Annotated in this window: 10 protein-coding genes and 1 pseudogene; 1 reads left to right on the forward strand and 10 read right to left on the reverse strand. The window is 37.7% G+C overall.

Annotated elements, in window-relative coordinates; all coding sequences use genetic code 11:
- Positions 1-1,732, reverse strand: a pseudogene (locus RUH60_RS08250) (hypothetical protein); the annotation flags it as partial.
- 353 nt (positions 1,733-2,085) lie between these two features.
- Here RUH60_RS08250 and lysA point away from each other — a divergent pair.
- Positions 2,086-3,291 carry a diaminopimelate decarboxylase gene (lysA, locus tag RUH60_RS08255; RefSeq protein WP_313807251.1) on the forward strand — a complete coding sequence of 402 codons (1,206 nt, stop codon included), beginning with the start codon at positions 2,086-2,088 and terminating at the stop codon, positions 3,289-3,291.
- Positions 3,292-3,332: 41 nt separating this feature from the next.
- Here the strand turns inward: lysA and pafA are convergent, their stop codons facing one another.
- The 9 genes from pafA to RUH60_RS08300 all read right to left on the reverse strand — a co-directional run bounded on the left by pafA (position 3,333) and on the right by RUH60_RS08300 (position 14,412).
- Entirely contained in the window at positions 3,333-4,940 is a 1,608-nt protein-coding gene (pafA, locus tag RUH60_RS08260) for an alkaline phosphatase PafA (protein ID WP_313807253.1), read from the reverse strand.
- Positions 4,941-4,982: 42 nt separating this feature from the next.
- Entirely contained in the window at positions 4,983-5,390 is a 408-nt protein-coding gene (locus tag RUH60_RS08265) for a hypothetical protein (RefSeq protein ID WP_313807255.1), read from the reverse strand.
- 21 nt (positions 5,391-5,411) lie between these two features.
- Positions 5,412-6,353, reverse strand: coding sequence for an NAD(P)H-dependent flavin oxidoreductase (locus RUH60_RS08270; RefSeq protein ID WP_313807257.1), 942 nt, complete (start codon positions 6,351-6,353; stop codon positions 5,412-5,414).
- Between the two features lie 8 nt (positions 6,354-6,361).
- Complete coding sequence (locus tag RUH60_RS08275) at positions 6,362-7,975, reverse strand: S8 family serine peptidase (RefSeq protein ID WP_313807259.1); 1,614 nt, start codon at positions 7,973-7,975, stop codon at positions 6,362-6,364.
- Between the two features lie 26 nt (positions 7,976-8,001).
- Positions 8,002-9,189, reverse strand: a complete 1,188-nt coding sequence (gene mnmA / locus RUH60_RS08280; protein ID WP_313807261.1) for a tRNA 2-thiouridine(34) synthase MnmA — start codon at positions 9,187-9,189, stop codon at positions 8,002-8,004.
- A gap of 15 nt (positions 9,190-9,204) precedes the next feature.
- Positions 9,205-9,924, reverse strand: a complete 720-nt coding sequence (locus RUH60_RS08285; RefSeq protein ID WP_313807263.1) for a hypothetical protein — start codon at positions 9,922-9,924, stop codon at positions 9,205-9,207.
- 55 nt (positions 9,925-9,979) lie between these two features.
- Positions 9,980-10,780 carry a pyrroline-5-carboxylate reductase gene (gene proC / locus RUH60_RS08290; protein ID WP_313807265.1) on the reverse strand — a complete coding sequence of 267 codons (801 nt, stop codon included), beginning with the start codon at positions 10,778-10,780 and terminating at the stop codon, positions 9,980-9,982.
- 67 nt (positions 10,781-10,847) lie between these two features.
- Positions 10,848-12,734, reverse strand: coding sequence for a membrane protein insertase YidC (yidC, locus tag RUH60_RS08295; protein WP_313807267.1), 1,887 nt, complete (start codon positions 12,732-12,734; stop codon positions 10,848-10,850).
- A gap of 61 nt (positions 12,735-12,795) precedes the next feature.
- Positions 12,796-14,412, reverse strand: a complete 1,617-nt coding sequence (locus RUH60_RS08300) for a CTP synthase (RefSeq protein ID WP_313807269.1) — start codon at positions 14,410-14,412, stop codon at positions 12,796-12,798.
- Positions 14,413-14,469 lie beyond the last annotated feature (57 nt).

A 14,469-nucleotide genomic window follows, 5' to 3' on the forward strand; every position in this document is an offset into this window, starting at 1 on the left:
AAGTTATACTCGGTTGGGTGCCGTTTTGGCAAACATCAACAGTGCCGGAAATTGTAGCGGTAGGAAGTGATTGAACAGTAACCGTTACCACAGTATTTCCAAGAGTTAAACAAGCGCCTCCAAATGAAGAATTTACAGACACCAATTCATAAACATAAGTTCCGGCAATTGTAGTGTCTGCATTTAAAGAAACTGTTCCTGAACTTGAATTGATACTTTGGGATGCTCCTCCGTTAATGGTATAAAAGAAAGTATAAGGTGCTGTACCTCCTGAGGCAGTAAAAACTATCGGTGCAGAAGAAGTTGCACAAACAGAAGCATTCCAGGAAACAGAAGCATTTATCATTTCATTCACCTGAATTGTTTCGGAAAGGGTCAAATTCTGAGTACAATTTGGTGCATTTGCATCTGTAATACTTGTTAGTGTAATTTCGTTTGCCCCAGCAGGTAATCCAGATAAAGTTACTGATTGATTACCGGTACCATCCAAAACCACAGATTGAGATGTTCCGCTATTAACGGTATACTGAATGGTAGCATTCGCTAGTCCTGAAAAATTTAAAACGGCATTACTACCTTGACAGATTGGAGAATTCACAGTAAAACTAGGTGTTGGAACCGTATTCACAGTAACATTCACTATATCTGTTTCTGGCTGACTACATATAGTCGTATTCGATGAATCAACTATTTTGGCATAAACCAAACTGTAGGTAGTATCAGCAGTAATATTTTCCGTTAATTGTGCATTACCCGAAGCATCTAAGAGAATCGTTTGAATTGCTCCTCCGTTAACTCTATACTCAACCACTGTATCTGGAGATCCTGTAAAAGAAACTGTAACAGCATTTCCGGAACAAACCTGATTTGAAGAAACTGCAATATTTGCAAAAGGCAAGGTAACAACCCGCAAATTAAAACTCGTGATATTAAAACAACCCGATACATTATTTACAACTTTAGCGTAAATAGTTTGTGGATTTGAAGCATTGGAAATAATATTAGGTAATGGAGAAATCCCATCAATCGCATTCGCATATGAACTATAAAAAGAAATCGTATTGTTGGTTAAATCTGAGTTAATCATTGATCTTCTTGAGTTCAAATCAAAAATTCCAACATTTGGCGTACTGCTACAAGAAAGGTAATCGGGAATCTGATTAGCAACTGGTGGTCCTGCAAAAGCACCTGACCCTGCCGTTGCCGTTCCAGTCCATTGAAGTTGAAAACCTCCTCCTCCTACCGGTCTGTCTATAGCAATATAATGATAATCCCCCGCAGTAACGGTTAGCCACCACACATAACCTATCCCATTTGCACCAGGACCTGATACTGTAACTGGGGCCGCACCACTTATCCCAGTATGATTGTTTGACAATCCTGCAGCTTGCGGATTTGTAGTTGAACAGCGAATTGGACTTCCCAAACTATTACATGGTCGGTTAGCACCATAAACCCAAAAATCATAATCAACAGTTATACTAGGATCATCTGGAATCAGTTCAAAACCTAATGTTCCTGACTGTGCAATATTAATCTTTATCCATAGTGAATTATGCTCAAAGCCACTACACCCAGAAACTTCCTGAGTGTTTCCAATACCACTTGCATTAGAACTGAAATTCCCGTTACCGCAAACAACTACAGCATTCACACAATCATTTGGTAAATTCTGAGCAAAACATAAATTACTCAAAATTGCAATCGTAATAACAATAAAAATCCTTTTCATTAAATCAGGTTTTCGTTTACTAGTTTGTAAGCTTTAAAACATCAAGGCTCACCATTGAATTAAAAAATCAGTTTGAAATCATTTGAATTGTAAAATAACGTTATATACTGCGTATATAATAATTGAAGGCTTTTAAAATTGTGGAAAATTAAAAGTCAAAAAGCTCAAAAATTATAATAAATAGGGCTCTTGATCAACAATTTAAGTTTTTAAAAACATATAAAAAACTCGAATATTAAAAATACAAACAAATTGTTACAATAAAAATAAATATTGTGTTAAACCAACAAATATAATAATTACATAAAAAAGAAGCAGATTAATTTATATTTTTGCAAAAAATTTAATCAATTATGGAATCTAATCAATTACTCTCAGTAGCAGAAGAGTTTGGGTGTCCGCTGTATGTGTATGACGCCGCAAAAATCGAATCGCAGTACAACCGTTTAACAAGTGCTTTTTCAAAGGTGGAAAAGTTGCGCATCAATTATGCAGTCAAGGCCTTGTCAAACCTATCTGTTCTTAAGCTACTGAAGAAGATGGGTTCCGGACTTGATACCGTTTCAATTCAGGAGGTACAATTGGGGCTTCACGCCGGTTTTTCTCCTGATATGATAATTTACACACCTAACGGCGTTTCGATGGATGAAATTGAAGAAGTTGCTGCTTTAGGCGTTCAGATTAACATCGACAACTTGTCTATTTTAGAACAATTCGGTGCAAAGCATCCAAATACACCGGTTTGCATTCGTATTAATCCACACGTAATGGCGGGTGGAAATTCAAATATTTCAGTTGGTCATATTGATAGTAAATTCGGGATTTCGATTCATCAGTTACCGCATTTGTTGCGCATCGTAGAAAACACAAAAATGCATATCAACGGAATCCATATGCATACTGGATCGGATATTTTGGATATCGAAGTGTTTTTATATGCAGCTGAAATTCTATTCGAAACGGCTAAAAACTTCAAAAAATTAGATTTTATCGATTTCGGAAGTGGATTTAAAGTTCCTTACAAAAAAGGAGATATCGAAACCAATGTGGAAGAATTAGGTAAAAAACTAACCAAACGTTTCTTGGCTTTCGAAAAAGAATACGGTCGTGAATTAACCTTGACTTTCGAACCTGGAAAATTCTTGGTAAGTGAATCGGGTCATTTTTTAGCAAAAGTGAATGTTGTAAAACAAACGACTTCAACGGTTTTTGCCGGAATCGACACTGGTTTTAACCATTTGATTCGTCCGATGTTTTACGGTTCGGAACATTATATCGAGAACATCACACATCCGAAAGGAAAAGAGCGTTTTTACTCAGTTGTTGGTTACATCTGTGAAACCGATACATTCGCAACCAACCGAAGAATTGCAGAAATCAAAGAAGGTGATCTTTTAAGTTTCAGAAATGCTGGAGCTTATTGTTTCACCATGTCATCCAATTACAATTCGCGTTTTAAACCCGCAGAAGTTTTATGGAAAGACGGTAAAGCCCACTTAATTCGTCAGCGTGAAACGTTTGAAGATATTTTGAGAAATCAGATTGAAGTGGAAATCTAAATAACAAAAAGTCCCGTTTGAAACGGGACTTTTATTTTTAATTATTTAAGAATCTCTGTCAAAACCTCTGCTTCCGTACCATTCGGAAAGGTAATTTTCAATTTCTGCGCTAAGGTTGGCGCAATTTGAGTGATATATTTTTTAGCATGGGTTTCGCCTTTTGGAATTTTCCATCCGTAAAACAACAACGGTACATGGGTATCATAGCTATACGGACTTCCGTGCGTGGTTCCCGTTCCGGAATATTCGACATAGCCGGGCTTGAAATTAATAACCAATTCTCCGTTTTGAACCGGATCGTATCCGCGAACTACATTGGCTAAAAAATAATCTGAAGGATTACCCAATTGGATTTCTTCTTCAGTATAGACTTTCTTCACATATTTTTGGGTTTGCAAATAAGTTTTGAACTCTTGTTTGACTTTCTGTAAATCCAAGCCTTTTTTCTTGATAACTTCTTTATCCAAAAACAAATTGTAATTCGAATAATTCAGCATCAGATTGGCTCCGTACTGCTTCTCCGAAAAAGCACTCAATTCATTCTCAATAGTTTTATACGGAATATTGTCAACATCATATTTGTTGTCTTTCAGATAAGTAACATTTTCTGCTCCGGCATGATCGGCAGTTAAAAAAACCAGATAATTGTTCTTTCCAACCGTTTTATCCAAATAAGTCAAAAATTCACCAATGGTTTCATCCAAACGCAAATAGGTATCCTGCAACTCGATGGAACGCGGTCCTAAAATATGTCCGACATAATCAGTGGAAGAAAAACTAACCGTCAAAAAATCGGTAATCTCATCTTTTCCTAAACTTTCTGCTTCAATGGCTTTTTGAGCAAAATCTACAATTAAATTGTTACCGAAAGGCGTTGAACGTAATACTCCAGCATTATTCTCTTCATACATTTCTTTCAAACTGTACGGGAAAAAAGGGGCTCGCTTAAATAATTTCCCTTCGTACGGATTGTTATCGGTTAAACTTTCGTTGTAAACAGATTTAGGTTTTAGTAAATTCCAACCTTTATCTACATACTTTTGAAAATGCTTCTGACTGTTGAATTCTGTTGCCCAATCCGGAAGTTGCTCGCCGTAGTAGGTACTTGAAACAAAAGCGCCAGTTTGACTGTACCAAAACGCCCAATTCGCAAAATGACCCGCCGGAAGAATCGCGCCACGGTCTTTTAAACTGATTCCGATTACTTTTCCTTTGAAATTGGTAGCCAGCTTTAACTCGTCGGTTATGGTTGTTGCCTGAAGGTTTTTGGGTGACATTTTTCCTTCGCTTTCTTTTCCGTCTCCGATGAGTTTTACGGTTTCGTCATCAGTACAATACATTTCCTTTCCGGTCGCTTTGTTAAACCATTCGTTACCGACAATTCCATGTACCGACGGTGTTGTTCCGGTAAAGACAGAAGCATGCCCAGGAGCAGTATACGTGGGCATGTAATTGTAATGCGTGTTGTGGAATGTGTATCCGTCTGTCATTAATCGCTTGAATCCTTTTTCGGAAAAATCGTTTGAAAATCGGTATAAATATTCCATTTTCATTTGATCGACCACAATTCCCACGACAAGCTTAGGTTTTTCCTGAGCAGCAACCAAACTTACCACTCCTAACAGACTGAATAATAGCTTTTTCTTCATACTTATTTGATACAAAAAATCCCGAAAATCGGGACTTAAGTTTTACTTCATATATTTCATATTGTACACCAAAACACGGCTGTCTTCGCGAATGTACAACTGTTTTTGTTTGCTTTTGTTGTCGGTTCTGATAGTTAAAATACATTTTTCACCGTCGTTATCCACACAATGAAAAGTATCTAAACTACCATCTTCATTGGTTTTCGGGTCGTCATAACCTAAAATGGTAAACAACTGAATCACTTCAGAATACACCACAATACGATCTTTACTAGTATCCAAAGTGATGATAATCTTAGCTGGTTTAAAATCGGTGTACTGACTCCAAACGCCTCTTGCATTTTTAACACTCATGCTTACTCCCGTAGTTTCAAAACGATAAGTTTGTGCCGAAGCATTCAATCCGATGAATAAAACAAACAGTAAACAAATATTTTTAATGGTTTTCATAGTTTTCTTTTCTTAGAAAATTTACAATAATGATGCCACTTGAGTTTGGGCTTCTTTAAATTCTTTCATCACCTCTTCCACAATCTGTTGAACGGGTTTGATATCGTGAATCAAGCCAGCAATCTGACCGATTTCCAATTCTCCTTCAATCAAATCGCCTTCAAACATACCTCTTTTAGCTCTGGCACGACCTAAAAGGGTTTTCAAATCATCCACTGTCGGACATTGGGCATACAACTCCTGAACATCGTTGAAAAACTTATTTTTCACCAAACGAACTGGCGCTAATTCTTTCAAAGTCAATTGGGTATCCCCTTCTTTAACTTCTAAAATGGTTTTTTTAAAATTATCGTGTGCAGAACTTTCAAACGATGCGGCAAAACGGCTTCCCATTTGAACACCATCGGCACCTAAAGTCATGGCAGCTAACATGCCTCTTCCTGTTGCAATTCCTCCGGCTGCAATTAATGGAATAGTGATATTCTCATGAACCATTGGAATTAAGGTCAAGGTAGTTGTTTCTTCTCTACCATTGTGTCCTCCGGCTTCAAAACCTTCGGCTACTACTGCATCTACTCCAGCCTCTTGAGCTTTTAAAGCAAACTTTGAACTGCTTACCACATGAACAACCGTTATGCCTTTTTCTTTCAGGAAATTGGTCCAGGTTTTAGGATTTCCGGCAGAAGTGAAAACGATTTTCACGCCTTCTTCTACAATGATATCCATGATTTCTTCAATATTTGGGTACAACATCGGCACATTAACACCAAATGGTTTGTCTGTTGCTACTTTACACTTCTGAATATGCTCACGCAAAACATTCGGATACATCGAACCCGCTCCAATTAAACCTAATCCACCGGCATTACTTACGGCACTTGCCAATTTGTAACCACTGTTCCAAATCATTCCGCCTTGAATGATAGGATATTGAATATTAAAGAGTTGTGTTATTCTGTTCATGCTATTTTTTACTTCTTAATTAACTTGCCCGTTGAAGACAAGCTTCCCGAAGTGATTTTGTAAATATAAAGCCCTGAATTTAATTTATCAAGTGAAATTTTAGCGCCGTTATCAACATTTTGCACTAAAACATTCTGCCCTAAAGTATTGAACATTTCAATTTTTGTTGCATTCAGGTTTTCAGGAAATTCCACCGATAAATAATTTTGCACCGGATTTGGATACACTATAAAATTCTTGCTTAAAAAATCTGTTGAACTCAATAAAGCTGTGTTATAAGCTGATTGAAAATCCGGAATTCCGTAACCATAATTGTTATCAGGATTGGAAAATCGATCAGCTGAAGCGCGTACTAACGCTACAATTTCAGCATTGGTTTTATTCGGAAACGCGCTCCAAAATGAAGTTACCGCTCCCGCTAAAATTGGTCCTGCAAAAGAAGTTCCGTTATTTGTGGTAATAGAACCTGTTTGTGTTGCTACTGTAGCTCCAACTCCCATCGCCATTAAATCAGGCTTGATTCGATTGTCTGCTGTCGGTCCGATGGAACTGAATCCAGCTTTGACCTCTGAATTGTTAACTGCACCAATGGTCAAGGTATTAACTGCGTCTCCGGGAACACCTATGTGCGGATCGCTTGTAGATCCCGAATTTCCAGCTGACGTAACTAATAACATTCCTTTACTAAATGCAATATCAGCCGCTTTAGAAGAAAAAGCCGTTTGCCCATTCAAATCGGCATACGTATAACTATAATTTGGATTTTGGTATGTAAAATAGCCTAACGAGGTGTTTATTACATCTACTCCTAATCTGTCGGCTTCTTCAACAGCTTCAACCCAATAGCTTTCTTCAACGGGATTTTCGCCGGATATATCTTCGGTTATGAATAAATAGTATTGAGCATCAGGAGCAGTTCCTACTAATTGGCCATCTACAAAACCACCCATATTGGAAAGTACTTGTGTTCCGTGTTGAAAACCGGTGTAAGGATTATTGGTTCGGTTGACAAAATCGTATCCACCTAAAATTAAATTATTATCTCGCAAACGCTGAAAAGGCGCTTGGGTATCAACTCCCGGAAATCCGGCATCAATTACTGCGATAATTTTTCCTTGTCCTGTAAAATCCTGCTGATGTAAAAAATGACCATTCAACATTTGAATTTGGGTTGTTGAAGTCCCATAATTAAAATCGGCTTGCGTTTCCAACACTTTATTTAAGAGGCTTACTGTGTTTGTTTGAGCAACTTTTCCACCAACATTCAAACTTCGGTTAGCAAAATAAACATGATCAACAAACGGAAGATTTTCTAAATTTTCAATGTCGATTTGAGAACCACGAATGTGTAATGCGTTCATCCACTTCGATTTCGCTTTAACGGTAATTCCCGGAGCGGCTGTAATCTGATTAATATACAACTGATACACCGGAGCATCCTGAACTGTAATCGTTACGCCATGAGCAGCACGTCTGTCTAGCGCTCTTTGTGTAAGCATGGTTAACGGATTATCAATATAAGTTTGTGCATCGGGTTTGTCAACAAAATATACCCATGCATCTTCTTGCGAAAAAGCTGAAAAATTAAGCAGCAGTGCTACGAAAAAGTAAAATTTCTTCATGGCTTTCGGGTTTGGAAAGCGCTAATTTATGAAATTACTCCCGAACCAACTAATTCATCTTCAAGATGCCACGAAACAAATTGTCCTTCAGTAATTGCGGATTGCGGCTCTTCAAATGACACATACATTCCGTTATCAAATTGATGTAATTTTGCTTTTTGAAGCGGCTGACGGTAACGGATTCTGGCCATGATTTCCATTGATTCACCCGGTTTCAGAGCCATATCTTCTCTAATCCAGTGCACTTCGGAATTCTTGACAAATAAAGCTTTTTTAAACAAACCTGGGTGATTGTGGCCTTGTCCGGTATAAATCGCGTTGGATTTTACATCGGTTGCAATGATAAATAGTGGTTCTTTAGTTCCGCCTACATTCAAACCTTTGCGCTGACCTATGGTATAATAATGAGCGCCTTGGTGTTTTCCAACCATTTTACCCATTTCCGGTGCATAATCAATATTGGACGATTCAAAAGCTAAAGCTTCTTCTTCGGATGCAAATTGCGGTTTTTCAGGTGAATAAATCGAATTATCGGCTGTGATTTCATAAATCAAACCTTCCTTCGGTTGCAATTGTTGCTGTAAAAATTCCGGCAAGCGTACTTTTCCGATGAAACATAAACCTTGCGAATCTTTTTTCTCGGCTGTTACCAATTCCATTTTGGAAGCGATTTCACGTACTTGTGGTTTGGTTAATTCACCAATCGGGAATAAGGCTTTCGATAATTGTTCTTGGGATAATTGACAAAGGAAGTAGGATTGGTCTTTGTTTCCGTCAACTCCGGCTAACAATTGATAGATTTCCTTTCCGTCTTTTTCAAGGGTTCCTTTTCGGCAATAATGTCCTGTGGCAACGTAATCGGCACCAAGACTTAAAGCGATTTTCATGAAAACGTCGAATTTGATTTCACGATTGCACAATACATCCGGATTGGGTGTGCGTCCATTTTCGTATTCGTTGAACATATAATCGACAATGCGCTCTTTGTATTGCTCGCTCAAATCGACTGTTTGAAATGGAATTCCAAGTTTTTCGGCTACCAACAATGCGTCGTTACTATCTTCCAGCCACGGACATTCGTTGGAAATCGTCACAGAATCATCGTGCCAGTTTTTCATAAAAAGGCCAATCACTTCATAGCCCTGCTCTTTTAAAAGATAGGCCGCCACACTGGAATCTACACCACCGGAAAGTCCGACAACTACACGCTTCATTAACTTATTTCCTTATTAGTTTCCGTAATTTTCTACGGGTTTAGTTCTTTTTTCAAATTTTTTACCTTGAAGGTTCATGTTGATAGTTTTCAACTTACCGTCTTCAAGTAATTTCCACATCCCTACTTTTTTTCCGTTTTTGAAAACACCTTGTCCGGTAATTTTCTTTTCAGCAGTTTGGAATGTTGCTTTGCCTTCGTACTCGCCGTTTTTATAATTAGAATCTTCTAAAACAACACCGTTTTCGGCATATTTTTTATACGCGCCTTGAAGAACTCCATTAACGTAATTCGCTTCTTCAGCTATTTTTTCGGTATTATAAAACACCTTTTTAACACCATGTAACTTTCCTTTAGAATAGTTTTCCAAAGACATGATTTTAGGAGAATCTAAATGGTAATATTTCCACAAACCTTCGTAAGTATCTTTTCCAACCACTTTTCCTTCGCTTACTTTAAATCCTTTCTGATTGTAAAAAGTAGTATAATGCGAACCGTTATTAGCGGAAAAATCGCGAGTGGCAATTACCACAAGTTTGGCAGTATTGTCAAAATATTTAAAAACTCCAACTTCTTTTCCGTGGTCGAAAGTTCCTTCGTAACGCGGACGCTTGGAATCTTCGTAAACACCTTTCCACAAACCGTGGCGTTTCCCGTTTTCATCGAATTTATTAATCTCCTGAGCTGAAGTTACAGCCGTTATTACTAAAAAAACTAAGGCAAAAAGTTTGTTCATCGTGAAAAATTTGTTTGTCAAAATTACTTTTTATTCTTCAATTATTGTTCCAAAATTATGAACCTAATTCTAAAGCACGATCATTAGCCGCCATTACAGCATTTCGAATCACATTTTCAGTAGCATTACTATTGAAAACTTCCAATGCTTTTTCGGTAGTTCCGCCCTTAGAAGCCACTTTTGTAATCCATTCCTGATTGGATAAAGAACTTCCGTTTTGTAAATTTATTGCTCCAACAAAGGTTTGATTGACCAATAATTCTGCTTCGGAATGTGAAAATCCTAGTTTCCGAGCTGCTTCTATCATCGAATTCATAAAATAAAAAACATAAGCCGGACCGCTTCCGGAAACAGCCGTTGCAGCGTCAATCAGCTTTTCATCTTCAACATAAACCGATTTACCAGTTGTATTGATTAAATTCTGAACAATAAACAACTCTTTTCTATCAATAGTTGCAGACGCAGAAAAAACAGTCATTCCCATCCCAATCTGTGTAGCAATATTCGGCATAGAGCGAACAATCTTAGAACATTGCAATTGCTTTTCAATGGTCTCAATTTTAACGCCGGCCATTACTGAAAGTACAATTTGTGTTTCGGAAATAAAATCCTTCAACGGAAGTGATATTGCATTAAAATCCTGTGGTTTAACAGCCAATATGACAATATCCGCTTCTGAAATTCTTATATTGATTGCAGTATGAAAATTACCTACCGGAATCCCAAAAGTTTCTTTTTCAGACGGAATAGTTCTGCTGAACACAAAAATATCATCTGCTTTAATGAACCTTGAGTGGATAAAACTTCCTGCATAGGTTTTACCCATATTTCCATATCCTACAATTGCAATTTTCATACTTTTTTTAAACAAAAAACCCTGCTTTAAATTTTCATTCAACTGCAGGGTTTTCATATTTTAGGAATTATTTCTTCTGATTTGCTTTTTTCTGCGCTTCAGCCTGTTCCATCATTTCCTGCATTTTACGTTGGAACTTACTCTGCGGCTTGTCTTTGGTTTTGTTCTCCTGAATCTGAGCGTGAATTTTCTTCTCATCGATGATATAATTCTTAATCACCAACATGATACCGATTGTAATCGTGTTCGAAATGAAGTAATACAAACTCAATCCTGATGCGTAATTGTTAAAGAAGAACAACATCATAATCGGAGAAACGTAAATCATAATTTTCATGATTTTACCCATATCCGGCATCCCTTCCTGCGGTGGTGTGCTCATTGCCTGATCGCCTGTTGTCATTTTCATGTAGAAGAAAATCGCAATTGAAGCCAAAATCGGGAACAAACTCACGTGGTCACCATAAAAAGGAATATTAAACGGTAACTTCAATACGGAATCGTATGATGACAAATCATCCGCCCATAAGAAACTCTTCTGACGCAAATCGAACATCGACGGGAAGAATTGGAACAAGGCATAGAAAATCGGAATCTGTGCAAAAGCCGGCAAACATCCTGCCATTGGGTTTACTCCCGCTTTCGAATACAACTTCATAGTTTCCTGTTGCTTCTTCATCGGGTCTTTAGCAAATTTCTCGTTGATTTCAGCAATTTCCGGACGTAATACTTTCATTTTTGCCTGAGACAAATACGATTTATACGTTACTGGCGACATGAATAAACGCACCAAAATCGTGAAAATGATAATCGCGATTCCGTGAGGAATAAATCCGCTTAAGAACGTATACGAAGGAATGAAAACGTAACGGTTAATCCATCCGAAGATTCCCCAACCTAACGGCATTACTTCGTCAAGATTTCTATCGTAATCGTTTAAAATTTTATAATCTGCCGGACCGTAGTACCAGTTCATGTTGTAACTTAACTCGCCTCCTTTGAATTCTAATGGTAATTTAGCTGAGAAATTTTTAGTAAAAACAGTATCTACTTTTTCGTCATTTACCAAGTTTTCAGACTTTAACTGAGCTGTTTTAATTGGTGTATCCGTTAACAAGATAGACGTAAAGAAATCCTGTTTGAAAGCTACATACGTTAAATCTTCAGCAGTTGTTTCATCTAATTTGCTTTGTGCACTTAAATAGTTGTCTTTTCCACCTTCGTATTCGTAAACCAATTCCGTGTAACGATTTTCGTAGCTAACACTTTTCTCGTTACGATACGATTTCAGATTCCAGTCTAATTCAACTGGTTTAGATGTATTTAAAACGCTTGTCAAACCTTGCGTACGGATAGAAAAATCCATCATGTATTCGTTCGGTTTCAACACATAACGATATTCTAAAAACTGACTTTCGCCAGCTTTCAAACGCATAGTCAATACCTGATTTTCGCCCTCTTTTGTAACTGTAGGTTCGAAGTATAAATCTTTAGTATTTAATACACGGTTATCCTGTGTTTGTAACTGAAGATTAAAGTTTGCATTGTTGTCTTTAATCAATTCAATTGGTTTTTGAGAACCTTTGTGAAGACTTTCGAAGCCGTTAACGATTGCATCGGAAATATAACCTCCTTTATTGGCAACTTTTAAAGTTAACACTTCGTTTTTTAGTTCAGTAACATTTTCTTTTGCAGAAGGCAACGATGCTGAATAAGCAAAGGAACCCAAAACACCTTGTAAAGCTTTTGTTTTGGTTGAATCTGAAGCAGAAGCTACAGCCGTTTGAATTGCCTGTTGTTTGGCTTGTTCAACTTTTTCAGTTTTCACTTTTTTAGCGTCTTCCGCCATGGATTTTTTTTCATTGGAAATGTTGTTGTACATCATCCAAAGCATTAATCCTGTAATCAATACAAATCCTAAAATGGTTTTACCGTCTAATTTTTTTTCTTCCATCTTTTTTCTTGCTGTAAGCATTAGGCTTTAAGCAGTAATCATCTATTTAAAAATTGCCTTCTTAGCAATTCGTTTTATTCTTAACCGCGGCCGCAACAAAATTCACGAACAACGGATGCGGGTTGGCCACCGTACTCTTATACTCCGGATGGTATTGTACTCCGATAAAGAACGGATGGTTTTCCAATTCCACTACTTCTACCAAACCAGTATCCGGATTGATTCCTGTAGCTTTTAAACCGGCATTTTCCAACGCTTCCAAATACTCACCATTAAATTCATAACGGTGACGGTGACGTTCTAAAATATCCGATTTACCATAAATTTTATGAGCTAGTGAGTTGTCTTTTATCTGACATTTCCAAGCTCCTAAACGCATCGTTCCACCTTTGTCTGTGATGTCTTTCTGCTCTTCCATCAAACAGATTACCGGATGTGGCGTGTTTTCGTTCATTTCGGTCGAATTTGCATCCGCTAATCCTAAAACATTTCGAGAATATTCAATGACCGACATCTGCATTCCCAAACAAATCCCGAAAAACGGAATGTTATTTTCTCTGGCATAACGAACGGTTTCAATCTTTCCTTCAATTCCGCGACCGCCAAATCCTGGAGCAACAAGTATACCATCTAATCCTTTCAACTGATTTTCTGCCGTTTTGGCATCTAAATACTCCGAATGAATGCTGATGACGTTCACTTTTGTCTCATTGGCAGCACCAGCGTGGATGAACGCTTCCAAAATTGATTTATAGGAATCTTGCAATTCCACATATTTACCAACCAATCCGATGTTTACTTCGTGTTTCGGGTTTTTATGTCGGTGCAAGAATTCGTTCCAATTAGCTAAATCTGGTGTGTTTTTTTCCGGTAAATCCAAACGTTTCAACGCGACTTTATCCAAGCCTTCTTCTAACATTAAATTCGGAACGTCGTAAATCGTTGAAGCGTCAATCGACTGAATTACAGCTTCTTTCTTTACATTACAGAACAACGCCAATTTCTGACGCAAATCCTGTGATAATTCGTGCTCGGTTCTGCAAACCAAAATATCCGCTTTGATTCCGCTTTCCATTAAGGTTTTTACGGAATGCTGTGTTGGTTTCGTTTTCAATTCTCCCGCTGCAGCCAAATAAGGCACTAAGGTTAAGTGAATTACGATTCCGTTATTATCTCCCAATTCCCACAACAACTGACGCACTGACTCGATGTACGGTAATGATTCGATATCACCCACAGTTCCACCGATTTCAGTAATTACAATATCATAATCACCTGATTTGCCAAGCAACTGCATGCGTTCCTTGATTTCGTTAGTGATATGCGGTACAACCTGAACTGTTTTTCCTAAAAATTCTCCGCGACGCTCTTTTTCGATAACCGAAAGATACACTCTTCCCGTAGTTACGTTATTCGCCTGAGAAGTCGGAACATTCAAGAATCTTTCGTAGTGGCCTAAATCCAAATCGGTTTCTGCTCCGTCATCGGTTACATAACATTCGCCGTGTTCGTAAGGATTTAAAGTTCCCGGATCTACGTTAATGTATGGATCGAATTTCTGAATTGTTGTTCTGTACCCCCTTGCCTGCAATAATTTTGCTAAAGAAGCTGCGATAATTCCCTTTCCTAAAGAAGAGGTCACACCTCCGGTAACAAAAATATACTTCGTCTGATTCATTGTGTTGTGTTATTTGTTGTGTTGTTGTTTAAAAAAACGTGGCAAAAATACGATTAT

This window comes from Flavobacterium sp. (assembly GCF_032153895.1).
In the GTDB taxonomy this organism is placed as follows: Bacteria; Bacteroidota; Bacteroidia; order Flavobacteriales; family Flavobacteriaceae; genus Flavobacterium.

Excerpts from the sequence above, each read along its gene's own strand:
- RUH60_RS08285 (WP_313807263.1), bottom strand. The coding sequence starts at position 9,924 with ATGAACAAACTTTTTGCCTTAGTTTTTTTAGTAATAACGGCTGTAACT.
- proC (WP_313807265.1), bottom strand. The coding sequence starts at position 10,780 with ATGAAAATTGCAATTGTAGGATATGGAAATATGGGTAAAACCTATGCA.
- RUH60_RS08270 (WP_313807257.1), bottom strand. The coding sequence starts at position 6,353 with ATGAACAGAATAACACAACTCTTTAATATTCAATATCCTATCATTCAA.
- lysA (WP_313807251.1), top strand. The coding sequence starts at position 2,086 with ATGGAATCTAATCAATTACTCTCAGTAGCAGAAGAGTTTGGGTGTCCG.
- RUH60_RS08275 (WP_313807259.1), bottom strand. The coding sequence starts at position 7,975 with ATGAAGAAATTTTACTTTTTCGTAGCACTGCTGCTTAATTTTTCAGCT.
- RUH60_RS08265 (WP_313807255.1), bottom strand. The coding sequence starts at position 5,390 with ATGAAAACCATTAAAAATATTTGTTTACTGTTTGTTTTATTCATCGGA.
- mnmA (WP_313807261.1), bottom strand. The coding sequence starts at position 9,189 with ATGAAGCGTGTAGTTGTCGGACTTTCCGGTGGTGTAGATTCCAGTGTG.
- RUH60_RS08300 (WP_313807269.1), bottom strand. The coding sequence starts at position 14,412 with ATGAATCAGACGAAGTATATTTTTGTTACCGGAGGTGTGACCTCTTCT.
- yidC (WP_313807267.1), bottom strand. The coding sequence starts at position 12,734 with ATGGAAGAAAAAAAATTAGACGGTAAAACCATTTTAGGATTTGTATTG.
- pafA (WP_313807253.1), bottom strand. The coding sequence starts at position 4,940 with ATGAAGAAAAAGCTATTATTCAGTCTGTTAGGAGTGGTAAGTTTGGTT.